The 26,743-nt window shown below is 74.7% G+C and carries 22 protein-coding genes and 1 riboswitch; of the genes, 5 read left to right on the top strand and 17 right to left on the bottom strand.

The annotated features are described in order from the left end of the window. The first annotated feature begins 49 nt into the window (after positions 1–49). Positions 50–1,114, top strand: coding sequence for an EamA family transporter (locus tag ACI782_RS16555; RefSeq protein ID WP_456911131.1), 1,065 nt, complete (start codon positions 50–52; stop codon positions 1,112–1,114). A 232-nt stretch (positions 1,115–1,346) separates the two neighbouring features. Here the strand turns inward: ACI782_RS16555 and ACI782_RS16550 are convergent, their stop codons facing one another. From ACI782_RS16550 to ACI782_RS16530, 5 genes are all read right to left on the bottom strand, one after another. Further along, on the bottom strand, positions 1,347–2,990 hold the full coding sequence (locus ACI782_RS16550) for a fibronectin type III domain-containing protein (RefSeq protein WP_456911129.1): 1,644 nt from the start codon (positions 2,988–2,990) through the stop codon (positions 1,347–1,349). 210 nt (positions 2,991–3,200) lie between these two features. Further along, entirely contained in the window at positions 3,201–5,201 is a 2,001-nt protein-coding gene (locus tag ACI782_RS16545; RefSeq protein ID WP_456911127.1) for a multicopper oxidase domain-containing protein, read from the bottom strand. A 240-nt stretch (positions 5,202–5,441) separates the two neighbouring features. After that, positions 5,442–7,004 carry a glycosyl hydrolase family 28-related protein gene (locus tag ACI782_RS16540; RefSeq protein ID WP_456911125.1) on the bottom strand — a complete coding sequence of 521 codons (1,563 nt, stop codon included), beginning with the start codon at positions 7,002–7,004 and terminating at the stop codon, positions 5,442–5,444. Positions 7,005–7,169: 165 nt separating this feature from the next. Then, positions 7,170–8,768, bottom strand: a complete 1,599-nt coding sequence (locus tag ACI782_RS16535) for a glycosyl hydrolase family 28-related protein (RefSeq protein WP_456911123.1) — start codon at positions 8,766–8,768, stop codon at positions 7,170–7,172. A gap of 50 nt (positions 8,769–8,818) precedes the next feature. After that, complete coding sequence (locus ACI782_RS16530; protein WP_456911121.1) at positions 8,819–10,339, bottom strand: sugar transferase; 1,521 nt, start codon at positions 10,337–10,339, stop codon at positions 8,819–8,821. Between the two features lie 149 nt (positions 10,340–10,488). Between ACI782_RS16530 and ACI782_RS16525 the strand changes: the two genes are divergently transcribed. Next, positions 10,489–11,412, top strand: a complete 924-nt coding sequence (locus ACI782_RS16525) for a sulfotransferase family protein (RefSeq protein WP_456911119.1) — start codon at positions 10,489–10,491, stop codon at positions 11,410–11,412. Further along, complete coding sequence (locus ACI782_RS16520; RefSeq protein ID WP_456911117.1) at positions 11,409–12,614, top strand: glycosyltransferase; 1,206 nt, start codon at positions 11,409–11,411, stop codon at positions 12,612–12,614. Before ACI782_RS16525 ends, ACI782_RS16520 begins: the two co-directional genes overlap by 4 nt. Here ACI782_RS16520 and ACI782_RS16515 read toward each other — a convergent pair. The 5 genes from ACI782_RS16515 to ACI782_RS16495 are packed head-to-tail and all read right to left on the bottom strand — an operon-like array spanning position 12,568 to position 18,734. Next, positions 12,568–13,812, bottom strand: coding sequence for a glycosyltransferase family 4 protein (locus ACI782_RS16515; protein ID WP_456911115.1), 1,245 nt, complete (start codon positions 13,810–13,812; stop codon positions 12,568–12,570). The genes ACI782_RS16520 and ACI782_RS16515 overlap by 47 nt on opposite strands. Next, complete coding sequence (locus ACI782_RS16510) at positions 13,809–15,014, bottom strand: glycosyltransferase (RefSeq protein WP_456911113.1); 1,206 nt, start codon at positions 15,012–15,014, stop codon at positions 13,809–13,811. Before ACI782_RS16510 ends, ACI782_RS16515 begins: the two co-directional genes overlap by 4 nt. Further along, positions 15,011–15,937 (bottom strand): sulfotransferase family protein, encoded by a 927-nt coding sequence (locus tag ACI782_RS16505; protein ID WP_456911111.1) that lies wholly within the window; start codon positions 15,935–15,937, stop codon positions 15,011–15,013. The genes ACI782_RS16510 and ACI782_RS16505 overlap by 4 nt, the downstream gene beginning before the upstream one ends. Further along, positions 15,937–17,319: a lipopolysaccharide biosynthesis protein gene (locus tag ACI782_RS16500; RefSeq protein WP_456911109.1), complete on the bottom strand. Its 1,383-nt coding sequence runs from the start codon at positions 17,317–17,319 to the stop codon at positions 15,937–15,939. Before ACI782_RS16500 ends, ACI782_RS16505 begins: the two co-directional genes overlap by 1 nt. Beyond that, positions 17,316–18,734: a hypothetical protein gene (locus ACI782_RS16495; RefSeq protein WP_456911107.1), complete on the bottom strand. Its 1,419-nt coding sequence runs from the start codon at positions 18,732–18,734 to the stop codon at positions 17,316–17,318. Before ACI782_RS16495 ends, ACI782_RS16500 begins: the two co-directional genes overlap by 4 nt. A gap of 202 nt (positions 18,735–18,936) precedes the next feature. On the opposite strand from ACI782_RS16495, the gene ACI782_RS16490 reads away from it, so the two are divergent. Both ACI782_RS16490 and ACI782_RS16485 read left to right on the top strand, forming a co-directional pair. Continuing rightward, positions 18,937–19,815, top strand: a complete 879-nt coding sequence (locus ACI782_RS16490; RefSeq protein ID WP_456911105.1) for a sulfotransferase domain-containing protein — start codon at positions 18,937–18,939, stop codon at positions 19,813–19,815. 48 nt (positions 19,816–19,863) lie between these two features. Further along, entirely contained in the window at positions 19,864–20,781 is a 918-nt protein-coding gene (locus tag ACI782_RS16485; RefSeq protein ID WP_456911103.1) for a hypothetical protein, read from the top strand. Between the two features lie 73 nt (positions 20,782–20,854). Here ACI782_RS16485 and ACI782_RS16480 read toward each other — a convergent pair whose 3' ends face one another. The 7 genes from ACI782_RS16480 to ACI782_RS16450 form a co-directional block, all read right to left on the bottom strand. Next, positions 20,855–21,808 carry a UDP-glucuronic acid decarboxylase family protein gene (locus ACI782_RS16480; protein ID WP_456911101.1) on the bottom strand — a complete coding sequence of 318 codons (954 nt, stop codon included), beginning with the start codon at positions 21,806–21,808 and terminating at the stop codon, positions 20,855–20,857. An 11-nt stretch (positions 21,809–21,819) separates the two neighbouring features. Continuing rightward, on the bottom strand, positions 21,820–23,538 hold the full coding sequence (locus tag ACI782_RS16475; RefSeq protein ID WP_456911099.1) for a peroxidase family protein: 1,719 nt from the start codon (positions 23,536–23,538) through the stop codon (positions 21,820–21,822). A gap of 247 nt (positions 23,539–23,785) precedes the next feature. Further along, positions 23,786–24,550 (bottom strand): CbtA family protein, encoded by a 765-nt coding sequence (locus tag ACI782_RS16470; RefSeq protein ID WP_456911097.1) that lies wholly within the window; start codon positions 24,548–24,550, stop codon positions 23,786–23,788. A 12-nt stretch (positions 24,551–24,562) separates the two neighbouring features. Then, positions 24,563–24,766: a CbtB domain-containing protein gene (locus ACI782_RS16465; RefSeq protein WP_456911095.1), complete on the bottom strand. Its 204-nt coding sequence runs from the start codon at positions 24,764–24,766 to the stop codon at positions 24,563–24,565. Positions 24,767–24,801: 35 nt separating this feature from the next. Then, a riboswitch (cobalamin riboswitch) is annotated at positions 24,802–24,974 on the bottom strand. Further along, positions 24,972–25,715, bottom strand: a complete 744-nt coding sequence (locus ACI782_RS16460) for a (2Fe-2S)-binding protein (RefSeq protein WP_456911093.1) — start codon at positions 25,713–25,715, stop codon at positions 24,972–24,974. It overlaps the preceding riboswitch by 3 nt. 66 nt (positions 25,716–25,781) lie before the next feature. Beyond that, a complete protein-coding gene (locus ACI782_RS16455) occupies positions 25,782–25,934 on the bottom strand; it encodes a hypothetical protein (protein ID WP_456911091.1) in 153 nt (50 codons plus the stop codon). 101 nt (positions 25,935–26,035) lie between these two features. Then, positions 26,036–26,674, bottom strand: coding sequence for a TetR/AcrR family transcriptional regulator (locus ACI782_RS16450; RefSeq protein WP_456911089.1), 639 nt, complete (start codon positions 26,672–26,674; stop codon positions 26,036–26,038). Between the last annotated feature and the right edge of the window lie 69 nt (positions 26,675–26,743).

Here is a 26,743-nt window from a genome sequence, read left to right as displayed (position 1 = left end):
ACGGGGCGCACATTTCCCTCATGAGCGGTTCGTGTCCACACTCGGGCGAGTGACCACTGCGGGAACGGGCAGGCGGGCTGCCGCCGACGGACGCCGACGACCGGTGCTGCGCGGTGTCGGGACGATGCTGGGCAGTGCCCTGAGCAACCAGGTCGGCGCCGCCCTCGGCGCACACGCGTTCGCGGCGATCGGCCCGCCCGGGGTCGTGGCCGTCCGCCAGGTGGTCGCGGCGGCCGTGCTGCTGCCGGTCGCCCGCCCGCCGCTGCGGCGGATGACCCGGGCGCAGTGGTGGCCGGTGCTGCTGCTGGCCGTCGTCTTCGGCTGCATGAACCTGGCCCTCTACACGGCGATCGACCGGATCGGCCTGGGCCTGGCGGTGACGCTCGAGTTCCTCGGCCCGCTCGCGGTGGCGCTCGCCGGCTCCCGCTCGCGGCGCGACCTGCTCATCGCCGTCGCCGCCGCCGCCGGGGTGTACCTGCTGGTCCTGCCCGGCCCGTCCAGCGACTTCGTCGGCCTGGGGATCGGCGTGCTCGGCGGCGCGTGCTGGGCGGCGTACATCGTGCTCAACCGCGTCGCCGGCGCCCGGCTGCCCGGCCTGCAGGCCCCCGCGGTGGCCACCGCCCTGTGCGCGCTGGCCTACCTGCCGGTGCTCGTCCTGCTCCTCCGGGCCGGGCGGCTGGACGGGGCGGCGCTCGGCCACGCGGTGGCCGCCGGGGTGCTGGCGTCGGTGGTCCCGTACGCCGCCGACCTGATCGCGCTGCGCGTCGTCCCCCAGCGCTCGTTCGGCGTCTTCATGAGCGTCCACCCGGTGCTCGCCGCGCTGGTCGGCACGGTGCTGCTCGGCCAGCTCCTGGCCGCGCACGAGTGGCTCGGCATCGCGGTGGTGGTCGGGGCCAACGCCGCCGCGGTCGCCGGGTCCGGCCGTCGCGCGGAGGCGAGCGGGCCCGGGTGCGATGATCCGCCGCGGGCAGAACCGGCGGGACGGGGAGGGCACCCAGGGGCAGCAGCGAGGCGAAGGCCGCCGTCCGGGAGGTCGTGGGGAGCCGGGCGGTGTGGCGCGACGCCGGTGACCGGGCGCGCTCCAGCACGGTCCGGCACCCCGACGGCCACATGACCGCCACGTGGTTCCCGGGCCCGGCCGAGGCGTTCGTCGCGGTCGGCCGGGAGGGCTTCGAGCGGGGGAGGGCCTGCACGCCGAGGGGCGGGCCCGGCTCGACGGCTCACGCACCCCCGGCACCCCGCTGTGACCTGCCCGTCCCGGACAGGCCGAGGGCCCGCCACCGGCTGGTGACGGGCCCTCGGCCTGTCTCACTCCCGGCCGGGGTCTCCCGGCCTCCCGGTGGGGCTCATGGCGCCACGGGGGTGACGTTCACCGGCGCGGACGGCGGACCCACACCGGAGCTGTTCACCGCCCGCACCCGCACCGCGTACCGCTCCCCGTTGACGAGGCCCTCGACCACCGCCTGGAGGGTGTCCGGCGTGGCGTTCGCGCGGTAGAGGACGCCGGTCGGGCTGGTCGCCGTCACGACGTACCGGATCAGCGGCGAGGTGCCGGTGCTGGCCGGCGCGGCCCAGGTGACGCTCGTCTGGGCGTCCCCGGCCGTGGCCTGCACCCCCGTCGGGGCGCCCGGCAGCGCGGCCGGGTCGGGCTGCGTGCCGCCGCCGGTCGGCGGGCCGCTCGGGGTGGCCTGGCCGCCGAGGATGGTCACCGGGAGACTGGCCGTGGTGCCGGCGGCGTCCTTGACCGTCACCGTCGCCGGCGGCGCGAGCACGGGGACGGTGACCGGAGCGGCCGAGGTCAGCCTGACCGCGGCGCCGGCGGCGTCCTTCACGCCCACGACCTCGAGCGGGTAGGTGGCCGGGGCGATGGCCGTGGCCGCCACGGTCAGGTTCGTGCCGTCGTAGCCGGCCTGGTTCACCGTGACACCGCTGATCTTGTACGTCTTCGTGCTCACCGGGTTGTCACCGGTGTTGCGCACGACGACCTCCGTGGGCAGCGCCGCGCCGGCCTGCAGCGCGATTCGCGCGTAGAACCGGTCGCTGCCGGGGTCCTTCACCATCGGCGTGGTGGCGAACCGCCCGTCCTGCCCCGAGACCTCCAGCGTGGTGCCCTTGCTGGTGGCGAAGACGTCGAGGAACTCGCCGTTGACGCTGGCCCGGTCGACGGTCAGCCCGGTGTTGGTCGCGATCTTGCCGGAGATGCTGAACAGGTCGGTGGTGCCCTCCTGCAGCGGGCCCTGCCAGGCGGTGAACCGGTTGAAGCCGATCGGGCTGCCGGTGACCTGGTGCAGGACGTTCGGGTCACCCACGTAGCCGGCCGGCGGGTTGGGCAGCACACCCGGCCGCCAGCGCAGGAACGGCCCGAAGTTCCCGGCGAGCGCGGTGTCGAAGTTGTTCAGCGCCGGGGAGACGTCCTGGACGAACCGGCCCTCGCCGTCCTCGTCGGTGTCCACGGTCAGCTCACCGAACGGGTGCCGGAAACGGTAGGTCGTGTTGGCCACGGCCTCCTCGACGTCGATCCGGACGCGGGCGAAGACGGTCTGGTCGCCGGGGTTGACCACCTCGTTGAGCCACGCGCCCTCCAGGCCGAGGACGAGCGTGGCCGTGCCGCCGCCGCGCAGGGGCAGATCGGCCTCGACGAGCTGGTAGAAGAACTCGGCCGGCCAGTTGTCCGGGAAGGAGACCGGCGCGGACGCGTTGGGCACCTCGGCCACCGGGATGTTGCACAGCGGGTCCTGGTGGTCGAAGCAGGCCTCCAGCCGCCGGCCGGCGTTGTCCTCGTACCAGGCCGGGAACCCGTTCGCGGGGTTCACCGGCCCGGCCTGGGTCAGTCCGCCCGGGTTCGGCACGGTGATCACCGTCGCCGCCTGCGACGTGGGCGCCAGTGCCAGCGGGAGCACGGCCAGCGCGGCGGCGGGCACCACCAGTCGGCGGGCCCAGCCCCGGAGGCGCCGTCGCCGGCCGCCGGGTTCCTGTTGCGGGCTTCTCATCTCGTTCCTCCCCATGTGAAACGGCTCGTCTTCGAAGGACCTTGGTCACTGTGCGCGCGGGCAGACAGCCGCTCCGTGGGGGCGGATCCACCCCCAACCCGGGGGACCACCTGCACCGACGGCCGGACCGGGACCCCCGGCACCACCTGCGGCAGGGCACGCCTGTGCCCCGGAGCGGCCGGTGGCCGTTCCGGGGCCCAGGCGGGTGGATCAGGCTCCGGCGGAGGTGCCCGCCGGTGCGTCGGACGCCGGCGCCGGAGCCGACTGGTCGGCCGGCGCGGTCGTCGTCGTGGTGGTGTCCGTGCTCGGCGCCGGGGTCCCCGTGCCGGACGTCGAGGTGTCCGTGCCGGAGGTCGAGCTGTCCGTGCCCGTCTCGGCCTCCGGGGCCTCGGGCGCCGACGCCTCGGGCGCCGACGCCTCGGGCGCCGGCGTCTCGGCAACCGGCGGCTGCTGGGGCACCAGGTCCGGAGCCGGCAGCGGCTTCGGCGGGTCGCTGTTGATCGAGTCGCAGTCGATGTCGTGGTGTCCCACCTGGTACTGGAACATCATGTCGTGGTCCTCGTGCGACAGGTTGTGGCAGTGGATCATGTAGCGCCCGTCCTCGTGCTCGAACCGCATGATGAGGCGGACGGTCTCGTTCTCGCCGACGTAGACGACGTCCTTGGGACCGCGCTCCTCCGGCCGGGGCGGCTGGGTGACCCCGCTCACGGTGCGACTGAGCACCCGGAAGTCGACCAGGTGCACGTGCAGCGGGTGGAACCAGCCACCGGACGAGTTCTCCACGTCCCAGATCTCGATGGAGTCGCGGGCCACGGTGGCGAAGACGTTCTCGTAGTTGGACCGGACGACGTCGTCCCACGTCGTGTCGTTGATCTTCCACAGGCCGTTGCTGCGGTGCAGGCGCATGTTCCGGACGGCGGCCCGGTCGGCGGCCTTGAGCGTCATCACCGGATGGGCAGCGCCCAGGGTGTTCGGCCACTGGTTACCGTCGAAGCTGGTGACGCCCTTGCCCACCTCGAACTGCATCACCTTGCCGGTGTGGTCGAAGTCGCGGGCGTTCGGGACGCCGTCGTTGACCAGCTGGACCTTGGTGCCCTTGAGGTCCTTGAAGTCGATAATGATCTCGTAGCGCTCGGCCATGCCGATCGTGAAGGTGGTCACCTGCTGGGCGGCCTGCATGAAGCCGCCGTCGGTGGCGATCACCTTGAACGGCATGTTGTTGCTCAGCCGGAGCCGGTAGCCGCGGGCCAGTGAGCCGTTGAGCACCCGGAAGCGGTACTTGCGCGGCTCGACCTTCATGTTCGGCCACGGCACCCCGTTGACCAGGACCACGTCGCCGTAGAGCCCGGACTCGCCGTCGTCGTCCCACTGCAGCTGGCCGTCCGCCGTGAACATGACGTCGCTGAGGATGAGCGGGAACTCGTACTGCGGCTTGCCCTCGGCGGCCTTCTGCCGGTCCCACCGCGGGATCTCGAGGCCGATCTCGAGCTCCTCGTCCACGAGGTGGTACTGGGCGGCCAGGCCCATGTAGACGTTCTGCGCGGTGTGGTGGACGCCGTGGTCGTGGTACCAGAGGGTCCGCGGGGTGCAGTTGTTCGGGTACTGGTAGTTCTTCCACTCGCCCGGGTTGGTCAGGTCGCCGGCGTAGCCGTCGAACTGCGGCTTGGACGGCGACCCGTGCAGGTGGGTCGAGGTCCAGGGGACGTAGCCGAGCGTGGGGTGGCGCTTGGGCAGCTCGTTGAGCACCTGCATGACGGTGCGCCGGCTGATCTTCTTGCCGGGGTTGTCGGGGTCGGGCTGCAAGTAGGACCGGATGGTCGGCCCCGGGACGGACCGGTTGTAGCCCCACATCTTGGTCCACGTGCCAGGGATGAGCTGGACCGCGACGTTGGTCTGGGTGATCCGGTAGTAGTCGGTGCCCAGGTACTCGCTGCCGAGGATCGGCTCCCCGGGCTGGTGGCCACCGCCGGCCGGGGGGACGTAGTCGTCGGGCACGTGCCCGTAGACGTTGCTCCGGACGTCGTCGGTCACGACCGGCTCCAGCACCGGCGGGGCCTTGAAGGCCGCCGTGTACGGCTTGGGCATCTTGCTCGTGGGCAGCGCGGACGCCGTCGCCGCCGACAGGACCCCCTGCAGCGGGAGGGCGACTGCTGCCGTGCCGGCCGCCGACAGCTTGAGGACGTCGCGTCGACTGACGCTGGGCGTTTCCATCAGAGAGGCTCCTCGACCTGTTCCCCGGGATGTTGGGGATGAGACTCCCGGTCGGGCCTCGGACGGCACAGCCGCAGCGAGGGGGGAGCGGGGGACCCTCAACTGGGGGAGCGTCACTCGCCGTGATCGCTGCAGGTCAGGGCACAGTTGCACGCGGTGACGGGATGCGGCCGAGCACCTCGCGGACGGGTCGTGCGGGCCCCTCGAGCGGCCGCGGAGGACCGAGCCGTGGACGGGCGGTCAGCCGCCGCGGTTGTCCCGGATGATCGTGTCCGCCGCGTTGTTCGTGATCTTCGTGGTGGCGGTCAGCCCGGTGAGGTCGTTGCCCTCGATGACGACGCCGCGGCAGGCCGAGGAGACGCGGACCGCACGGGCGGTCGTCGCGCCGGGGGCCTGGCCGAACACGGAGCCGGCGATGCGGGCTCCGGCGGCGGCGACGAGGTCCACCCCCCAGAACCCGTTCCCGATGGCGGCGAAGCGGCAGTCCTCCACGGAGAACGCCGTCACCGGGGCGATGGGCCCGGCCACGAGCAGCCGCTTGCCCGGTGCGCCCGCGAACGTCGACCGCACGATCCGCACCCGGTCGGCCTGGTCGACGACCGCGACGGCGTTCGCCGTGCCCGAGGGGGCGGGGAACGTGCAGCCGTCGAACGTGATCCCGCTGATGTCGGGTCCGCCGATCCGCAGGACGCCGTTGACCGGCCGGGTGATGTTGGTGCGGGTGAAGGTGACGTCGCGGATGGACCCGCGGGAGGTCGGGTCGGTCTGGATGCGGATCTCCTGGGTCTCCGCGTTCACCGCGCGCGCCATGTCGACGGCGCAGTCGGTGAACCGCAGCCGCTCGATCGCCCCGGTGCTGTGCGTGTTCTTCACGACGATGCCCCGGTTCGAGCCCGCCCCACGGCAGTTGCTGAAGCTGCAGTCGCTGACGGAGGCGGTCATGCCGCCCTCCCCGCTGGTCCACTCGAGCCCGGCGACCATGAACCGGCTCACCGAGCTCGTGCCCGTGCAGCCGACGAAGCTGCCGCGGCTGATGCTCATGTCGAACAGCAGCGCGCGCGGGTCGCCGATCGGCACGAACTGCAGGCAGTCGTCCCCGGACCGGACGTCGCACGCGGTGGCGAGGAAGTCCACGCCGCCGATCACGCGGATGCCGCCGGTCCCGGTCGTCGCCGCGCTGTTGCGGATCCGCACCCGGTCCATGCGGCCGCGGTCGCCGGCGAACAGGACGGCCTGCCCGCCGGCGAAGGTGTCGATGGTGAGGTCACTGAGCAGCACGTCGTCGCCGTAGAGGGCGACGATCACGCCGGTGCGGCTGTGGTCCCTCGCCCCGATGCTCCCCGGGCCGGTGATCCGGACGCCGTGGGACCGGACGGCGAAGTCGCTGTTGCGGAGGAAGGCGTTGGCCAGGCCGGGGGCCGCCGCCCAGTCCTTCAGCAGCCGCGCGCCACTGGCCAGCTGCAGCTGCGCGCGGGCCGGCAGGAGCAGGCTGCGGGTGCAGCGGTAGGTCCCGGCCGGCACCACCCCGATCGCCCCTTGCTGGGCCGTGGCGTCGATGAACCGCTGCACGGCGGCGGTGTCGTCGGCCACTCCGTTCCCCACGGCGCCGTGGTCCCTGAGGCTGATGGTGGCCGCCGACGCCCGGGGGAGGCCCCACGGAGCGAGGAGCGGGAGGGTGGCCAGGCCCCCGACGGCGAGGACGTCGCGGCGGCGGAGCGGCAGGTCGCCGGCCCAGTGGCGGCCGTGCCGCGCCGGGGCCCCAGGGGCGGTGGGGCGGGAGGGAGCGCCGGCGGCAACGTCCATGGGGCAGGCCCGTTCCACTCGGGGAGCGCCCCCGCCGCCCCGGTGCATGGTGCGGACGAGGATGCAGCGGAACGGGCCCGTCCGGCAGCCGGCGGGCACGGCGAGGACGGCGCCCCGCGATCCGTCGCGGGTGACGCCCGCGGGACCACACAGCGTGAGGACCGGTCAGGCGCCGGTGTTGGCCGCCATCACCGTGCCGACGCCGCGGTCCAGGATCGGCTGCGCGTTGCCGATGCCCGTGACGTCGTTGCCCTCGATGACCACCCCGCTGGCCTCCGGCGACACACGGATCGCGCGAGCGGTCACGGCCCCCGCGGCCGCCTGGAAGGTGGAGCCGGTCACCCGGGCCCCGTCGGCAGCCAGGACGTCGACGGCCCAGGGCCCGGCCAGCTCGGTGAACCGGCAGTCCTCCACGGACAGCGAGGTCACCGGAGCCGCCGGCCCGGCCACGAGCAGCCGCTTGCCGGGCGCGCCGACGAACGTGCACCCGCGGAACCGCGCCTGGTCGGTGCCGTCCAGGACGGCCACGGTGGGGGCCGCGCCCGACGGCGCGGTGAACGTGCAGTCGTCGAACGTCAGGCCGCTGATGTTCGGGCCCCCGACCCGCAGCGTGCTGTTCACGGCCGACGTGACGTTCGTCCGGAGGAAGGTCACGTCGCGGATCGCGCCCTGGGACGCCGGGTCGGTCTGCACGCGGATCTCCTGGGTGGACGCGTCCTCGGCGCCGGACATGTCGACGGTGCAGTCGGTGAACGCGAGCCGCTCGATGGCACCCGAGCTGTGGGTGTTCTTGATGACGATGCCGCGGTTGGCCCCCGAGCCGTGGCAGTCGACGAACGAGCAGTCGACGACCGAGGCGTCCATGTCGGTCGTCCCCGGTTCACCGCCGGTGAACTCGAGGCCCGCGACCATGAACCGGCTGGCCGAGCTCGCGCCGGTGCACCCGACGTAGCGGCCCCCGGAGATGCTCTGGTTGTAGAGGGTCGGCTCGGCGTCCGGGTTGCCGATCGGCACGAACTGCAGGCAGTCGTCGCCGGACTCGACGTGGCAGTCGGTGCCGAGGAAGTCCTGCCCGCCGATGACCCGGATGCCACCCGTGCCGAACTCCGCCGCGCTGTTGCGCACCGTGACGGCGTGGAAGCGGCCGCGGTCACCGCCGAACATGACCGCCTGCCCGCCGGCGAAGGTGTCGATGGTGATGCCACGGACCGCCACGTCGTCCCCGTACAGGGCGAGGACGACGCCGGTGCGGCTGTGGTCGGCCGCCCCGATGGTGCCCGAGCCGCTGATCCGCACCCGGTTGGCCTTCACCGCGAAGTCGGCGTTGCGCAGGAAGGCCTCGCCCATCCCCGGCGGCGCCGCCCAGTCCTTGACGAGGCGGGCCCGGCGGTCGAGCTGGAGCTGGACGTCCGACCGCAGCAGCAGGCTGCTCGTGCACCGGTAGGTCCCCGCGGGCACCAGCGCGACGGCGCCCCGCCGGGCCGAGGCGTCGAGCAGTCGCTGCACCGCCGCCGTGTCGTCCTTGACGCCGTCGCCCCGGGCGCCGAAGTCCCGGAGGTCGAGCACCGCCCCGTCCCTCCCCGCCGGCGAGAGGGGCGCGGCGGTGTTCGGCCCCGGGCCGGCCGTCGGCCCCGAGCCGAGCACGGGGATGGCGGCCAGGCCGGTCGCGCCGAGGAGCAGCAGGCTCCGGCGGCTGACCTGCGGCCCGCTCCGCTGCGTCGCGGTCTGGTCAGGGGAGGGGGAGTCCGGGGTGCGGTGCGCCATGGGGTTCTCGCCTCGAACGGGTGCGTCGGGTGCGGGGACTTGTCTGGAGGTCAGCGATTGGTCGCCGTCCGGACGGCGGTGTTGAGGACCTGCCTCTGCACGGCCGCCGCGGTCCGGATCAGGATCACCAGGTCGCGCCACAGCGACCAGTGCTCGATGTAGGAGTTGTCGAAGCGCGCGCGCTCCTCGATCGACGTGTCGCCGCGCAGGCCGTGGACCTGGGCCCAGCCGGTGAGTCCGACGGCCAGGCGGTGGCGGTCCCGGTAGCCGTAGACCGAGTCGGCGAACTGGGCGGCGTAGGCGCGCTCCTCCGGCCGCGGGCCGACGAGGGACATGTCGCCGCGCAGGATGTTCCACAGCTGCGGCAGCTCGTCCAGGCTGGTCCGGCGCAGCAGGTTGCCGATGCGGGTCTGCCGGCGCTCGACGTCGACCTGCCGGGCGTGCATCGTGCTCCGCGTCGAGCCGCTGCCGGCCGGCCGGTCGGGGGACTCCTCGGGCGCGGGCACCCGCAGCGTGCGGAACTTGAGGATCGAGATCTCCGCGCCGTCGTGCCCGGTGCGCGGCTGCCGGAACAGGATCGGGCCGGGGCTGCTCAGCCGCACCGCACCGGCGACGGCGAGCAGGACCGGGGACAGCACGAGCAGGGCCACCCCGGAGACCACGACGTCGATCAGCCGCTTGACCGGCCAGACGCCCCGGCGCAGCGCGGCCCGGCGGACCCGGTGCAGCGGGATGCCCCACAGGTCCTCGACGTCCGGACCGCTGGGGGTGGTGCCCACGTCGAAGAACCGGGGGACGACGTAGACCTCGATGTCGCGCAGCGCGGCGCTGCGCACCAGGCCGACCAGCTCGGCCTCGCGGGTCGGGCCGTAGGCGACGACGACCTTGCGCACGCCGTAGGTGTCGAGGACGAGGTCGAGGTCCTCCATGCGGCCCAGGGGCTCCCGCTCGTCGAGCGGGTCGCCGCTGGTGAGGAAGCCGACGGCGCGCATGCCGAGCTCGGGGCGCTCCTGCATCGTGGCCAGCAGGTCCATGCCCAGCCGGCCGCCACCGACGACCAGCGTGGCCTCCTCGACGACCCGGTGCCGGCGGGCGCTGCGGACGGCGGCGTAGCCGAGGCTGCGGCCCGCCACGAAGCACGGCACGCCCCACAGCGCGTGCACGGCCAGGGACAGGTCCCCACCGGCGAACGAGGCGAACGGGGCCACCAGGAGCAGGGCCAGGCCCAGCCGCGGCAGGTGCCGGGGCGCCTCGTCCAGGGCGCTCAGGGTGATCCGCGGGCGGTAGGCGCCGGCGACGGCCAGCACCAGGACGGTGACGGCGACCAACGCCGCCGCAGCGGCGTCTGCACCGCCCAGCCAGGCCATCGGCGAGGCCAGCGCGAGGACGTCCAGCGCGAGCAGCCCGGCTCGGACCAGCGGACGGTGGGCGCGCGGCTCGCGCTCGGGCAGGTGCAGGTCCGGTGCGACGAGGGGTCCCCGTGACGGGACCTGGCGGGCGGCCGCGCGCGAGAGCGTGCGCGCGACGGGCAGCCGGCCGTCCCGGTCCTCCTGCTGGATCACCTCGGTCATCGCCCCCGCCTCCGTCGTAGGAGCCACAGCGTGCGGGTCGACCACCGGGCGGAGGCACTCCCGCCCGTGGGTCCCGCCCCACCCCAATCCGGGGGCATGTGCGGCGGCGTCGGCAGGGGATGCCGACGGAGCGCCGTAGCATCCGGCCGGTGACCGACGCTCCGGACTTCCTGGTCATCGGCGCCGCGCGCAGCGGGACGACCGCGCTCACCTCGTTCCTCGGCGAGCACCCGGAGGTCTTCGTCTCCACCCCCAAGGAGCCGCACTTCCTGGCCTTCCCGGGGGGCGCGCCGCGGTTCGTCGGGCTGGGCGACGACGACCTGGTCAACCGCGGCGCCGTCCGCGACGAGCAGGCGTGGCGGGATCTGTTCCGAGGCCGCGCCGAGCGGCGCCGCGGGGAGGGGTCCGTGACCACCCTGGCCCACCCCGACGCGTCGATCCCGGCCATCGAGCGCCTCTGCGCACCGGGGTGCCGGCTGGTGGTCATGCTGCGGGACCCGGTCGACCGGGCGTTCTCCAGCTGGCTGTACCTGCGGTCGCGGGGCCTCGACGCCGGCTCCTTCGAGGAGTGCCTGGCCGCGGAGGGGGAACGCACCCGCGCCGGGTGGAGCCACATGTGGCAGCTGGCCCGGCTCAGCCGCTACGCCGAGCAGCTCGCGCCGTTCGTGACCGCCTTCGGGGACCGGCTGCTGGTCGTCGTCCAGGAGGAGTTCGCGGCGGACCCGACCGGTCAGCTGCGGCGGGTCCTCGAGTTCCTCGACGTCGACCCGGACGTCGACATCGACCCCTCCCGGCAGGTGAACGCCTCGGGGCTGCCGCGCAGCCGCGCGGTGACCTCCGCGATGAACACCCTCCGCCGCTCCCCGGCCCTGCGCCGGCTGGTCACCGCGGCGGTGCCGCAGCGGCAGCGGGAGCGGATCCGCACGGCCAACCTGGACCGGACGACGGTCGCTGCGGGGACCCGCGCCCGGCTGGCCGAGCTCCTCGCCGACGACGTCCGGGACCTGCAGGACCTGCTGGGCCGCCGGCTGACGATGTGGCCGACCGCCGTGAGCGCGGAGGGGCGGCCGTGAGCGAGCGGATCAGGGTGCTGCAGCTTACCGGCATCACCGTCGGCGGCTCGGCCGAGCACCTGCTGCAGCTGGCGAGCCTGCTGCCGCCGGACCGGTTCGAGACCACGATCGCGCTCTCCGGCGGCGGCCCGTTGGACGACGCCATCCGGGCGAGCGGGCTGCCCGTGCTCGACTACGCCCCCTCGCACGGGACCGGCCACTTCAAGCAGGCGACACCGGACGGGCCGCTCGAGCTGGCCCGCCAGTTCCTGCGGGTGCGGGCGCACATCCGCCGGCACCGCTACGACGTCGTCCACACCCACACCTCGGTGGCCGGTGCCATGGGGCGCGTGGCGGCGTGGTCGGCCGGGACGCCGGTCCGCCTGCACATGCTCCACGCCTACGCCGGGCACGCCGGCGTGCCGCAGCCGAAGCGCTCGCTGTACCGGCTGGTCGAGCGGGCGCTCGGGCTGCTCACCACGCACTACGTCGCCGGCTCGCGGTTCATCCGCGACGTCGGCGTCCGCGCCCGGCTGTTCCGGGCCGGGGACGTCACGGTCATCCCGTACTCGAGCCGCATGACCATCGGCGACGCCACGGGCGCCGACCGCGCCCGCCTGCGCGCGGAGCTCGGTCTGCCGGCCGACGCGCTGCTGATCGCGCTGGTCGGCCGGCTCGAGGACCAGAAGGGCGTCGACCTCCTGGTCCGCGCGGTCCCGACCGTGGTCGCCCAGGTGCCGCGGGCGCACGTGCTCGTCGTCGGTGACGGCACCCGGCGGGCGGAGGCCGAGGCGCTGGCTGCCGAGCTCGGCGTGGCCGGCCGGGTGCACTTCACCGGGTGGCGGCACGACCTGGCCGACGTGATGCGCGCCGTGGAGGTCCTCGCCCTGCCGTCGCGCTGGGAGGCGTTCGGCATCGTCAACCTGGAGGCGATGGCCGCGGCGAAGCCGGTGGTCGGCTTCGCCGTCGAGGGGATCCCGGAGGTCGTCGTCCACGGCGAGACCGGGCTCCTGTCGCCCGCCGGGGACGTCGACGCGCTGGCCCGCGACCTGGTCCGCGTGCTGACCGACCCGGAGCTCGCGGCCCGCCTGGGCGAGGCGGGACGGTGCCGGTTCGTCGAGCACTTCACGCCCGAGCGGATGGCGCAGGCGCACGTCGAGCTCTACGAGCGGCTGCTCAGCGGGAGACGGCGCCGTCGCCGTCGCCCGCGCGGTCGTCGGTGAGCCGCTCCCCGGCGGCGCCCGCGACGACGTCCTGGACGAGTCCGACGAAGGTGCGGCCGACGTCGGCCAGCCGGTAGTGCGTCCGGATCAGGGCGGCGGCCTCCGCGCCCATCGCGGCGCGGCCCTGCGCGCCCAGTGCGACGAGGTCGCCGATGCGCCGGGCGAGGGACGCCGGGTCCCCGCTGCGGGCCATGAGCCCGTGGCGTCCCTCCTCGAAGACCGGGGGCGGACCGGAACAGTCGGTGAAGACCGTCGGCAGCCCGGCCGCCATCGCCTCCATGACGGCGAGCGGGAGGGCGGGCCCCTCCCACCGGGCGGAGTGCACGTAGCCGTCCGCCGCGGCGAGCACCTGCGGCACGTCGCTGCGCCAGCCGAGGAAGGAGACGACGCCGTCGAGGCCGAGGGCCCGGACCTGCCGGCGGAGGGAGGCCGCGAAGGCGGTCGTGTCCCGCCCGGCGGCCGGGTCCCCGGACGAGCCGACGAGGGCGAGGTGGACCGGCGCGGCCGCCGCCTGCCCGCCGAGGGCGGCGATCACCACGTCCTGACCCTTCTGCGGGTCGAGCCGACCGACGTTGACCAGGACGACGTCGTCGTCCCCGGCGCCCATCTCGGCCCGGAGGCGCGCCCGCTGCCCGGGGGACAGCCGCACCGGCGGCGCGACGTCGATGCCGTTGGCCAGCACCACGGCCCGCTCCGCGGGCACCCCGAAGGCGACGAGCTCGTCCCGGACGACCGCCGAGGTGCAGACGGCCAGCGCGGTGTGCCGGGCGACCACGCGGGTGTAGCTCAGCCGCTTCAGCGCGGCGACCGGCCGGGGGCCCCAGAAGTGGTGCTGGTTGCCGACCACCAGCACACCCGGGACCCCGGCACGGGCCGCCGCGAGGAGCGCCAGCATGCGGTCCCGCTGGTTCACCCCGATGACGCACGCACCGCCGTCCCGCCGGACCCGGCCGGCCAGGGCGCGCACGAGCAGGGGGTCCCACGGGCGCTCCAGCCGGGGTTCCAGGACGGTCTCGACGCCCAGCGCCGCGAAGTCCGGGATGATCGACGGCTCGCTGGCCGGGAGGGTGCCGTGGACCAGCGTCACGTCGAAGCCCGCACCCTGCAGCGCCTGCGCGAAACCCAGGGCCATCTTGGCCGCCCCGGTGCGGTCGGGGAGCCGGAGCGTCATGTGCACGCGCCCGGAGCCGCCGGTCACGCGGTCCGCTCCGGGGACCGCCGCCCGGCGTCGAGCACGCCACGGACGAGCCGGCTGAAGGCGCGGCCGAGGTCCTCGACCCGGTAGTGCTGCCGGATGAGCGCAGCGCCGGCGGCACCCATCGCCGCGCGATCGGCCGGGGGGAGGGCAGCCAGCTCGGCCACCCGCTGCCGGATCGACGCAGGGTCCCCGGTGCGGGCCAGCAGCCCGTCCCGGTGCTCCTCGAACACCGGCGGCCGGCCCGAGCAGTCGGTGAAGACCGTCGCGCGGCCGGCGGCCATGGCCTCCATCACCGCGAGCGGCAGCGCGGGGCCCTCCCAGCGGGCGGTGTGGACGTAGCCGTCGGCCGCGGCCAGCAGCCGGGGGACGTCGTCCCGCCAGCCGAGGAAGGTGACCCGGCGCTCCAGGCCGAGGTCGGCGACCTGCCGGTGCAGGGACGCCGCGTGGTCCGCCGTCCGCCGGGCGGCGGCGGGATCCCCTGCGGAGCCGACGAGCGCGACGTGCACCGGCGCGTCCAGGCCGGCGACCGCAGCCAGCAGCAGGTCCTGCCCCTTCTGCGGGTCCAGCCGGCCCACGTTGAGCAGCAGGAGGTCGCCCTCTCCGGCGCCCATCTCCGCGCGCAGCCGCGCGCGCTCGGCCCCGGTCAGCTCGATCGGAGGGGTCACCGAGATGCCGTTGGGCAGCACGACGGTGCGTTCGGTGGGTACGCCGAAGCCGGTCACCTCCTCGCGCACGACGGTGGAGGTGCAGACGGCCAGTGTGGTCCTGCGGGCGACGACGGCTCCGTAGCTGCGCCGCTTCAGGGCGGCCAGCGGGCGGGGGCCCCAGAAGCGGTGCTGGTTCTGCACCATGAGCACCCCGGGCACGCCGGCGCGGGCGGCGGCGAGCAGGGCCGGCACGCGGTCGCTCTGGTTCACCCCGATGACGCACCGTCCGCCGTCCCGGCGCACCCGCTCGGCCAGGGCGCGGACCAGGCGGGGGTCCCACGGCCGCTCCAGCCGGGGCTCCAGGACGGTCCGGATGCCGCGCTCCGCGACGTCGGGCAGGATGCTCGGCCCGTTCCTGGGGACGCGGCCGTGCACGAGGGTCACGTCGAAGCCGTCGGCACGCAGCGCGCGCGCGAACTCCAGCGCCATCTTGGGCGCGCCGGTCCGGTCGGGCCGCCGCAGGGTCATGACCAGGCGCCCGTCGGGCGCGGTCATGCGCGGCTGCTGGCGCGTCGCTCGGGGTCCCGCCACGGGCCCACGTCGAGGCCGGTGACCCGCTCGAGCACGTCGAGGTCGGGGGCGAAGGCCTCCACCAGCGCGCGCCGCGTCTCGGCCCGGTAGCTGGTCCGCACGATGTTGCGGGCGACGATCTGCCGCCGCAGCCGACGGCGCAGGGACACCGGGACGAGCGGGGAGACCAGCTTCTTCAGGGGGTGGTGGGTGCTCACCACCCGGCCCAGGAACCGGCTGCGCGGCTCGCCGGAGCGGTGCGGGTCGGGCGCGACGGTGCGGGGGACCGGCGGCACCCCGACGTGGTCGTACACCCGGGCGAGGACGGCGTCGGGGTCGGCGGTCATGTCCTCGTGCCGCAGCACCAGCACCTGCTCGCGCGGGAAGACCTCCAGCACGTGCCGCAACTGCTCGCCGTACCGGCTCATCGCCGTGTAGTGCCAGATGTGGTGCCAGCCCGCGGCGATCCGGCGCGGTTCGTCCGCCAGCGCCTCCTCGAAGGTCGCGCACGGTTCCCAGCCGCGGGTGCGCATGAAGCCGTAGGCGGAGAAGGCGCGGTCGACCGGGTCGCGCAGCAGGCAGACCAGCCGGGCCTCGGGCGCCATCTCCTGCACGCGCGTGATCGCCTCGGGGGAGTACATGGTCGACACCGACGCCTCGCCGCGGACCTGGTCCGGCCGTGCGTCCCGGTACAGCCGCAGGTAGGCCTCCCGGTCGGTGACCGCGAGCCGGTTGATGGTCTGCCGGTCGCCGGGCCCGGTGAACGCCGGCGTCGTCCCGGCCAGCGCGAAGTAGTGCGGCTCCTTCGGCTCGGTGAGGAACAGCCCCGGGTGCTCGGCCAGGTACTGGTACAGCGCGGTCGTCCCCGACCGTGCCGCACCGATGATGAGGAACTGCGGTCCGACCATCACTTCCCTCTCCGCGCCGGGAGCGCGATCGTACGGATGCCGAGCGTCCGGTGGGCCGCCCACGCCAGGTGCAGGTTGCGCACGCTCATCGCCACCGCCGCGGCCGCGGCGACGCCGGTGCCGCCCCAGACCGCGCCCCACCAGGTCGCCAGCCCGGCGAACGCCGAGGAGGCGACCAGGGCGCTGACCGCGACGGTGCGCTGCCGCCCGGCGTGGGAGAGCACCACCGAACAGGGTCCCGTCCAGGCGTTGACGAGGACGCCGGCGCCCATCACCAGCGCCGGCGCCAGGGCGGCCTCGTACCCCGCGCCGAAGAGCGCCGGCAGCAGCACGTGCCCCGCCGCGGCGAGCACCACCACGGCCAGCGCCGTCGCCGCGGTCGACCAGACGGCGAACCGCCGGACCGGCTCCGCGAGCGCCGTCAGCCGGCCGGCACCGGAGGCGGCGGCGATGCGCGGGGCCAGGGTGCGCATGCCGATCGCGGTCGGGACGGCGACCAGCACCGCGATCCGCACCGCGACGGAGAAGACCGCGACCTCCTCGACCGGCGCGACCACCGCCAGCAGCCAGACGCCGGCCTGGGGCACGGTCACCGAGGCCAGCGTGGCGAGGGTGAACGTGCTGCCGGAGCGCAGGAGCCGGGCGGGCGACGAACCGGCCGACGCCGCGGCCGGCGGGACGGCCACACCCGGCTCCGGCAGGTCGGCCGCGTGCCCGCCCGCTCCGCCCGAGGAGACGACGCGGGCCAGCACGAGCACGCCGACGGCGTAGACCACGGCCTCCACGGCGATGGTCCACCGCAGCGCGGCCGACGCCGACACCGCCGTCGCACCGGACGCCGCGAGCAGCAGGACCCCGACCAGGACCACCCGGCGGACGTGCTCGCCGTACACCAGCGCGAGTCCGAACCGGTCCCGCGCCCGCAGCGCGTTCACCAGCACCGGCCCGACGGCCGCGGCCGGCAGCCCCAGCGTCACGAGCAGCACCAGCGGGCGGTAGGCCTCCGGCGGGGTGCCGGCCGCAGCGGTGGCCGGTCCACCGAGCCACTGCCAGAGCACCGCCGTTCCCAGGACGCCGACGGCCTGCGCCAGCAGCAGCTGCCGCAGCAGGGCCCGGTGGGCCCGCCGGGGCTGCTGGGCGAAGGCGATGGTCGCCACCTGGGTGAGCCCGAACTGGGCGAGGACCGCGAGGAAGGCGAGCCAGCTCAGCGCCCACGACAGGGCACCGAACTGGTCGGTCGGCAGCACCCGCGCCCCGACCACGGTGACCAGGAAGGCGCTGGCGACGGCGGCCAGCTGACCGACCGCGACGAGGGCCGTGTCACGGCGGAGGGTGCGGCGCTGCCCCGCGTCCCCCGTGTCCCGGGCGAGCGGGGTCGTCACGGAGCGGACGCCGTCCGCTCCGCGTCGGCGGCGTCCCCGCCGGCGGGCCGCGGGGCGGGAGCGGGTGGGGGAGCGGGCTCCCGGTCCTCGCGCGCCCGCCGGACGAACAGGTTGACCAGCACGGTGAAGGCGATGAGCGGCAGCCCGAACGCCACCCACTTCGGCGCCGAGGTCGCCCACAGGCCGCCCGGGAAGACCCGGATCATGAAGACCAGGCTGAAGCCCCAGACCAGCGGGTCGTGCAGGAACCGGCGGAAGGCGAACTGACCGGCGCGGGCGATCAGGCCGCTGAGCAGCCCGCCGAGGACGACGCCGGGGAGACCGAGGTTGACGTACCAGTCGCCGACGGCGGTCGCGGGGTACCCGTTGTTGCGGTCCGTGTAGGTCTGCGCGAGCTGCTCGGCGGGGGCGAAGAACGGTTCCTGCCCGCCGATCAGCACCGAGGGCACCGCGGCCACCGAGCCGACGACGAAGTCCGAGCCGCCGGTGAAGTCGAACCGGTCGGGCCAGTCGTCGAGGTAGAGCAGCAGCGCGTCGTAGAAGGTGTTGTTCGTGGCGACCGCCACCTGCCGGACGGTGCTCTGCCCCTCGATCGAGGGCGCCAGATCGCCCCAGAGGACGGTGTCACGGGCGGTCCGCAGCGAGAAGGCCAGCAGCAGGGCCAGCACCGGGACCAGGAGGAAGCGGCGGCGCCAGCGCGGGTCGCGCAGCCAGTGCCCGTCGGGGCGGCGCGCTGCGCGGCGGCCGGCGGCGCCGAACACCAGCGAGCCGGCGAGCAGGGCCACGACGGACAGCACGGGCACGTCGCGGGCACCCCACGTCCAGCTGAGGTAGCCGTCGACCGCGATCAGCCCCAGGACCGTCAGGCGCTGGAGCGGCGCCCGGCGGACGGAGAAGAAGGCGGCGACGCCGAGCAGCGCGGCCAGCATGGGGATCGACCGCAGCGCCCGGCTGTCGGCGAGGTCGCGGTCGACCTTCGAGGCCTGCAACAGCCCGGCCGGCCCGCCGTAGCGGACCCACAGGGTGACGGTCGCGACGAAGGCGGCGGCGGTCAGGACGACGGTGAGCACGACCAGCGTCCGCGGCGACAGCGGGCCGCGGGACTGCGGGAACAGCACCGACACCGGCCGCACCAGCGGGGACAGCAGGCGGGCGCCGGCCCACAGGGCGAGCAGGAACAGGACGACGACCGCCTGGCCCTGCAGCAGGAGCGCCCCGGTGTCCCGCTCCTCGAACAGCAGGGTGGGGAAGGGGGTGTCGAGCCCCGCCGCGAGCACCAGCGGCCGCCACAGCAGTTGCAGCGCCAGGTAGTAGAGGGTGAGGGCCATCGCGTCGAGCGGATGGCGGACGAGGCTGCGGTAGACCAGGGCCCACACGACGAAGGACGCGGCCACGGCCAGCAGAGACACGATCACCGTCGCGTCCCCACGTCACGCGAGGTACCCACCGCACCCTCCGACCGTCCTCGTCCCCGTCCCCCGACGGCGGCACGGAGCGGCGAGGGTAACCCAGCAGACGGCCGATCCGGGCCTCCTCGGCGACACGGCGTCGCTCCTCCGGGTGGGACCGCCGCGCCGCGCGGCGGACGCCGACCGCGTTCGGCCTACGATCCCGCGGGTGCGCCCAGGCCCCCGGTTGATGATCATCGGTGCCCCCAAGAGCGGGTCCACCGCCCTGTTCCAGTACCTGGCAGACCACCCGGACGTCCGCAGCCACGTGCACCGGGAGATGCCCTTCTTCGGCCGGGACGACGAGTTCGCGCGCGGCTGGGAGCACGCGGTCGGGAAGTACTTCCCGCCGTCCGTGGGGGAGGCGCCGCTGGTCGCCAAGCACACGATGGCGATGTACGACCCCGTCGCGGTGCGCCGGGTCGTCGACACCACCGAGGCGGTCGTGGCCGTCGTCCTCCGCAACCCGGTGCCGCGGGCGTACTCGCACTTCCACTACGCCCGGCTGCGCGGCTGGGAGGACGCGGGGACCTTCGAGGAGGGCCTGGCCCGGGAGGCCGACCGGGCGGAGAGCTCGCCGCCGCAGGCCCGGGACATGCAGTACGTCGGCAACGGGGTCTACGCGCCGCACGTGCGGGCCGTGCTCGACACCGTGCCGCCGGAGCGACTGCGCATCTACCTCTCCGACGACCTGCGCCGCGGTGCGCTGGACGTGTGCGCCGAGTTGTTCGCGCTGGCCGGGCTGGCCCCCTACGAGCCGGACGTGGCGCGGGGGCACAACGAGGCGCGGGCGCCCCGCTCGGCCCGGTTCGCCCGGGCCTTCCTGGCGGTGCAGCGGCCCGGCAGCCCCCTGCGCCGGCTCGCCGGGCGCGTCCCGAGCCGCACCCTCTACCGCGCCCGCCACCTGGTCAACCGGCTCAACGAGGGGCCGGCGTCCTTCCCGCCCATGGCCGCGCAGACCGCCGCCCGCCTGCGCGAGCGGTTCACCGAGCCCAACGCGGCCCTCGGCGAGATGCTGGGGCGGTCACTGACCGCTTGGGGGGAGTGACGCTCGGAGATCCTCGGGAAATCTGCTCGCTCCAGGTACCTTCTCGCCGTGCTCGAGACTGCCGCCGACGAGACGTCGCGCACGCCCTCCGACGGTGCCCACCCTCCCCGCCAGGAGGCCGCACCGTACGACTCGGGGCCGGGCCTGCCCGAGTACCTGGGCGCGCTGCGGCGCTACTGGTGGCTGGCGCTCCTGGTCTTCCTGCTGGTCCTCGGCGCGGCGGTCGGCTCGGTGTCGGTGATCGACCCGGTCTACCGCTCCGAGGCCACGGTCCTCATCCGGACCGAGGACAGCCGGCAGCTGTTCCCGCGCACCTCCGGCGGCGCACTGGTCCGGACGCCCGCGGCCGAGCTCCTGTACGCCGAGAGCGACACCTTCCAGGACCGGGCGCAGGAGGCCGCCGGTGACGACGTCGAGGTGGAGGTGCGGGCGTCGCCGGAGTCGAGCGCTCTCGTCTTCTCCGCCGATGCCGGCGATCCCGAGGCGGCGCGGGACGCGGCGCAGACGTGGGCCGAGACCTACGTGGCCGCCCGGCACGAGGACGACCGCAGCCAAACGCAACGGCTGCGCGACCTGCTGGTCGGTGACCGGGACGGGCTGAACACCCGGCGCATCGAGATCCTCGCTCCGGTCGCCGCGCTCGACGAGGCGGTGGCCACCGAGACCGACCCGATCGAGCTGTCCCGCCTGCTCAACCAGAGGCTGGCCATCCAGCGCAACCTCGCCGGGGAGCTCGATCCGCTCGAGGCCCAGATCCGGCAGCTGAACGGCCAGATCACCGGGCTGGAGGTCGACCTCCGTGTGCTCGAGGACCCGCAGGCCGTCGCGCGCGTCAGCACCGCAGCCGAGCTCCCGGAGGAGCGGGCCAACGGGACGATGACCCAGAGTGTGCTCGTCGGCGTCGTCGCCGGCCTGGCCCTCGCCGGGGGTGCCGTCGCGGCGGCGCAGGCCCTGCGCCGCCGCTGAGCGCGGACCCCGAGCACGGGGCCGGGCCACCCACCCCCGGACTCTCGGAGCGGTCCGGGGGAGGGGCTCCGGTTCAGCGGGCCGCGCCGCCCACGTCCGGGTGCTGCGAGAACCACGCGATGGTGTGCTTGAGCCCGTCGTCCAGCGACGTGTCCGGCTCCCAACCCAGTGCCCGGCGGGCGAGGCCGATGTCCGGCTGGCGCACCGTGGGGTCGTCCTCCGGCCGGGGGACGAACTCGATCGGTGAGTCCGACCCGGTCAGCTCCCGGATCCGCCGGGCCAGGTCGATCACCGGGATCTCGTGCGGGTTGCCGATGTTCATCGGTCCCGTCTCCGACGACGTCAGGACCCGGAGCAGCCCGTCGACGAGGTCGCTGACGTAACAGACCGAGCGGGTCTGGGTGCCGTCGCCGGCGACGGTCAGCGGCTCCCCGGACAGGGCCTGCCGGATGAACGTCGGGATGGCCCGGCCGTCCCGCGGCCGCATGCGCGGGCCGTAGGTGTTGAAGATCCGCACGATCGCGGTGTCGACGTCGTGCGTGCGCCGGTAGGCCGACGTCATCGCCTCGGCGAAGCGCTTGGCCTCGTCGTAGACGCCGCGGGGGCCCACCGGGTTCACGTTGCCCCAGTAGGTCTCCGGCTGCGGGTGGACCAGCGGGTCCCCGTAGGCCTCGGACGTCGAGGCGAGCAGGTACCGCGCCCCCTTCTCCTTGGCCAGACCCAGGGTGTGCAGGGTCCCGATCGAGCCGACCTTCATCGTGTGGATGGGCAGTTCGGCGTAGTCGATCGGCGAGGCCGGCGAGGCGAAGTGGAGGACGTAGTCCACCGGTCCCGGCACGTGCACGTAGTCGGTGACGTCGGCGCGGACCAGCCGGAAGCCCGGCCGCTCCAGCAGGTGCGCCACGTTCGCCGGCGTCCCGGTCAGGAAGTTGTCGAGGCAGAGCACCTCGATGTCACGGTCGAGCAGCGCTTCGCACAGGTGGGACCCGAGGAAGCCGGCGCCGCCGGTCACGACAGCACGAGACATGGGGTGTCCTCTCACTCAGCCAGGGACAGGGAGCCGACCGGCGAGGTCGCCTCGGGGTTGATCTCCTCGTCGGGCTCCAGGGGCTGCGCGCCGATCTCCTCGACCTCGTCGTCGGGCAGCACGATCCGCGAGCGCGGGTCGAGGGCGTCGGCGAGCAGGATGACGTCGCCGACCGTCTTCTTCTCCTGCCACTGGAACGCGGGCTTGAGGTTGAAGTAGGACTCGGGGTCCAGCGCCATGATGCCCAGGATGACCTCGGCGACGATCCGGCCGCCGACCGGGCCGAGCCTGAGGCCCTTGCCGAGCAGCTCGGCCTCCTTGAGCACGTAGTACCAGAGCGGCGCCTTGCCACCCCAGCCCGGCTGCTTGAGGCCCAGCTCCTGGTTGGTCAGAGGGGTGATCCCCATGGCCGTGGCGACGTCCTGGCCGCAGGGCAGGCCGAGCCGCTTGCCCCGCAGGAGGTTGCGCTCGGCGAGGGCGATGATCGCCTTGTCGGTCCGGGCGACGACCGTCGGCGGCAGGGTGAACAGCGGCAGCGAGAGCTGCGTGTTGATGAGCCGGGCGAAGTTCCGGTCGTCCGGCGGCTCGAGGCCCGGGATGTCGAAGAAGTAGTTCCAGTCGGCCCACAGGTCGTGCGGGATCGGCCGGTTGCCGCGCAGGTCCTCGAAGCCGTCGGCGCCGAAGATCGGCACGGTGTGGCCGTCCTGCATCTCGTACTCGGCGCGGATCATGCTGTGCCCGAACCGGTAGGCCGCACCGGAGTACTCGATCGGCATGTACGGGTTGTCGGGGTGCTCGGGCTTGTAGAAGGTCCCGAGGAACTTGATCGTCCCGTCGCGCCTGATCAGGCTGCTGACCACGGACTTGCCGACGATGCGCGGCAGGTAGTCGTTGACGATCAGCCACTGGTAGTGCCAGCGGGTCTGCCGCACGGCCTGGGCGTAGGTCATGCCCTGGTCCATGAACTTGTTGTGCAGCCGGATGAACACCGTGTGCAGCTGGGCGACGATGAGGTTCTCGTCGTTGCGCGGGTCACCGAGGTAGGCCGCACCGACGTCGTCACGGGGCAGGTCGACGAGGTCGTCGTGGTGCCAGAGCTTGAGGTAGCCGTAGCGGTCGGGGTCGTAGAGCTCCGGGCTGCCCTTGATGCCCTTGCCGTAGACGCTGCCCAGGTCGAACCACGGGGTGTCGTAGTTCCGCATGGCCAGCGGGTCCTGCAGCCGCGTGCTCAGCGGCGTCTTGTCCAGCGTCATGTCGTGGTCGACGAACTGGCCGAAGTAGATGTAGCCGGCCGGGATGCCCGGGTTGTCGGCGGCGGGGTCGCTCAGGCGGACGTCGGACAGCGGCAGCAGGCCGTCGTTCATGCTCGTGGCCAGCCCCCGCAGCAGCCCGTCGCTGGGCGCGAAGGCCGGCAGGTCCGGGAACATCAGGCCGAAGCGGGCCTGCACCCTCCGGTCCACCCGGACGGCGACGTCCGCGCCGCGCGGGTCGCCGACGGCGTGCGCCCCCGTCTCGGCGGGCGCGTCGGGGGTCGGCGGCGGCGCGGTCGGCTCGGTGGTCGGGACGGGGTCCTCGGCCGCCCGCGCCGTGCCTCCGAGTCCGCCGACGGCGGGCACCATCGCCGTGGCCAGCGCCCCGGCGAGGAAGCCCCGGCGGGCCATCCCGCCCGTCGCCCTCGCGCCGCTGAACGGGCAGGCGCCCGCACTCCCGTGGTCCTGTTCCACTCTCATCGCCCCCGGCGTCGTCCGGACCCCCCGGCCCGTCTCGGGACCAGCATCGGGGTCGTGCCCCTGACCTGGGCACACGTGTCCGAGGGGTCGGCGGACCCCTAATCCGTGGGGGTGCGGACCCGGCCGGCGAGGCGGACGTCGCGGGGGCCTCCGGAGCGGGCGCCGGTCAGGAGCCCGACACGCGACCAGGACCCGTGCCGGTGGTGGCACGGGTCCTGGTCGCTGCGGGCGGTGCGCCCGCGGCGGCTCAGCGCGGGCGCGCCGGGAGCCGGTCGAGCAGCCAGCCGCCGGCCAGCCCCAGCGCCGTCCAGAGGACGGCGAGCTGGCCGAGGGAGGCCAGGCGGTAGTCCCACACCACGGCGGCGGGGACGTCGGCGGCGACGGTGTCGGGGTTGCCCGGCACCAGGACCACGAGCAGCGCGAGCAGCACGGCGGTGGCGACCACCGCGGCGGTGACCGTGGCGGGGTACCCCGCGCCGCGGCTGCGCAGCGCGCTGACCAGAGCACAGACCAGCATCACGGCGACGACGCCGCAGAGCAGGACGCCGCCGTAGATCGCCGTCCGCGTGCCGACGGTCTCGGGGTCACCGACGGCGGGCGGGTTCGCCGGGATCTTCAGCGCCGGCAGCAGCGCCAGGACGCCGAAGCCGATGGCGGCCAGCAGCGTGACCCGGGCGAAGTCGGTCCGCCCGGGCAGGCGGTGGCGGACGGCGCCGTAGACGGCGGCGAACACCACGGCCAGGACGATCCCCGCCAGCACGGTGCCCAGGAACCCGCCGACCAGCTGCTCACCGCGGCTGAACAGCTCCTCGCCGTGCTCGTGGCCCCCGCCCCCGGCGGCCGCGCGGGCCTCCTCGAGCGCCAGCGCGGGCGCGATGGCCCGCTCGGTGACCAGCAGGGAGAAGACGCCGGCCAGCGCGCCGGCGAGCAGGCCGGCGAGCACCAGGCGGCTGAACAGCTGCCCGAAGCGGGGCGGCTGCTCGGTCCGGGGACGGTCGAGGACCTCGGCCATCACCTGCCGCCCTCAGTGACAGGGCATGCCCAGCGAGTGCCGGGCGTCGTGGAAGAACTCGTGCGCGGTCTCGCCGAGGGAGGACAGCACCGCGCCGTTGTCCTGCGCGACGAGGTAGAGGCCGAAGAGCGCGAGGAGGGCGAGGGCCCAGGCCCAGGTCGGGACGGCGACCCGGGTGCGGGTCGCGGGGGCGTGCGCGTGGGGAGCGGAGGTCATGAGCGACAGAGCCTTTCTTCCATGCCTCGTGGAATGACGTGGTGCGCGCCGCAGCCGGTCTCCTGACTCCCGGATCGACGCTCGCCCCGACCTTCCCGGCCGCCGTGCGTGGCCAGTGGTGCCGTGGGGGTCCGCTCCCCGGTCACAGTGGCGAGGACCGTGCCGGACTCCCACCGGCTTCCCAGACACTGCGGCGCCGCGCACGTTACTCGGAACCGCGACCGGGTGAGGGCCGGGGCCGCTCGAGGACGCAGTCGCCGCAGGTCCCGGCGCCGGGCAGCCGGTAGAACAGGCAGCAGGAGCGGCGGACGAACGAGCCGTCGTCCCGACGCCGCCCGGTGCCGGCCAGCGGCCCGGCCCGGAGCAGTTCGTCGAGCACGGCCGCGGCCCGGCCGGCCAGGTCCGGGCGGGCCTCGGCGGCCATCCGCAGCGCCCCGGCGACGGCCGAGGTCGTGTTGCCGGCGAGGACCCGCGGGGACACCGGGTGGCAGGCCCGCACCGCACCGGACAGCGGCGCCACCACCGGGGCCAGCCAGTGCCCGGCGAACGAGCCGGCCACCTCCTCGGCGCTCCCCGCGTCGACGGCCGCCGTCGCCGACACGGCCAACGGCAGCGGGTTGCTGCCGGACAGCCGGAGGTGCACGTGCGCGGCCGGCGCCACGGGCAGGGACCCGGTCAGCAGGGCCGTGCCGAGCACCGGGGCGACCAGCCGCGCGACGAGGCCGAGGTGGGTGAGGGAGGCGGCCACGGCCGGCTCGACGTCCGGTCGTCCCGGACCCGCGGCGAGCACCGCCCGCACCTCGGCCAGCCGGCCGCGCAGCACGACGGGGTCGTCGCACAGCCGCGCCCAGGTCGTCCAGCCCGGTCCCGCCCCCGGTTCGACGCGGAAGAAGGGCCCGAGCGCGCCGGCGGCCGCCAGCGCGGTCGCGCTCGGCGGCGACGGGGTCACCGGATCAGCATGCCGGGTCCGGCGGGAACGCCGCGGCTCCGGGCCGGCGCAGGGGTGCCGTCGCGGTCACTCCGGGTGGCACGGGAAGGGGATCCACCAGATCCAGACACAGTCGTCCAGTCGGCCGGCCGTCCCGCTGTCGGCCGTGGCGGCTCCGGACGAGAACAGCACGGACGCCACGACGAAGGCACCGACGACCACGGCCCGCAGCAGTCGCATGGCCCCTCCCCGCGCCCCGGTGCCCGGCGCGGAGCGCGCGGCGCACCCGGTGGAGCGCATGCTCGTCGCCTCCCCGAAGGTGGCCACAGGGCCATTGGTCCCTACTGACCCGCCGCCTCCGGAGTCCGGGCGGCGTGCCCGAACCGCTGCCGCATGCCGGTCAGCAGGGCGCTCAGGCCGAGCTCGAAGGCCCCGTCGGCGCGGGTGCCGCCCCGGGGTCCGGCCTGCACCGCGACGTCCAGCGCGGGCGTGGCGCCGCCACCGCTCTGCCAGACGTCAGCCGGCGAGGCCAGCTCCAGCGCGGCGCCGACGGCGTAGGAGTCGAGCACCGTGACCCACAGGATCACCTCCTCGGCGGGGCAGCCCGCCGCGGCCAGCAGGGTCGCGACGCGGTCGTAGCCGGACAGCGCGGCGCCCGCGGTCATCGTCTGGCCGATGAGCAGCGGGATCAGGTTGGGGTGCGCGGCCAGCCCCCGGCGGTAGGAGTGCATCCACGTGGTGACCTGCGCGGCCCAGTCGGTGTCGTCCAGCGGCGGCAGTTCGACCTGCGCCGCGAAGCGCTCGCGGAGCAGTTCGATGATCTCCCGCCGGCCGGAGACGTGGTGGTAGATCGACGAGGCGCTCGCGCCGAGCCGCCCGGCGAGCTCGCTCATCGTCAGGCGTCCGTGCTCGTCGACCAGCGCGAGAGCGGCGTCGAGGATCATCCCCACGTCGAGCAGTCGCCGGCGGCGCTGGACCACGTCTCCTCCTGAGGTCGGCACGGGCACGTCGACACGGATCCTCGCGGATGCCTTGACCGTGAGGTGTCG

The organism is Geodermatophilus sp. SYSU D00703, from assembly GCF_054050155.1.
Note: the sequence above shows the minus strand (reverse complement) of the source record. Positions and strands in the feature narration are given on the sequence as shown.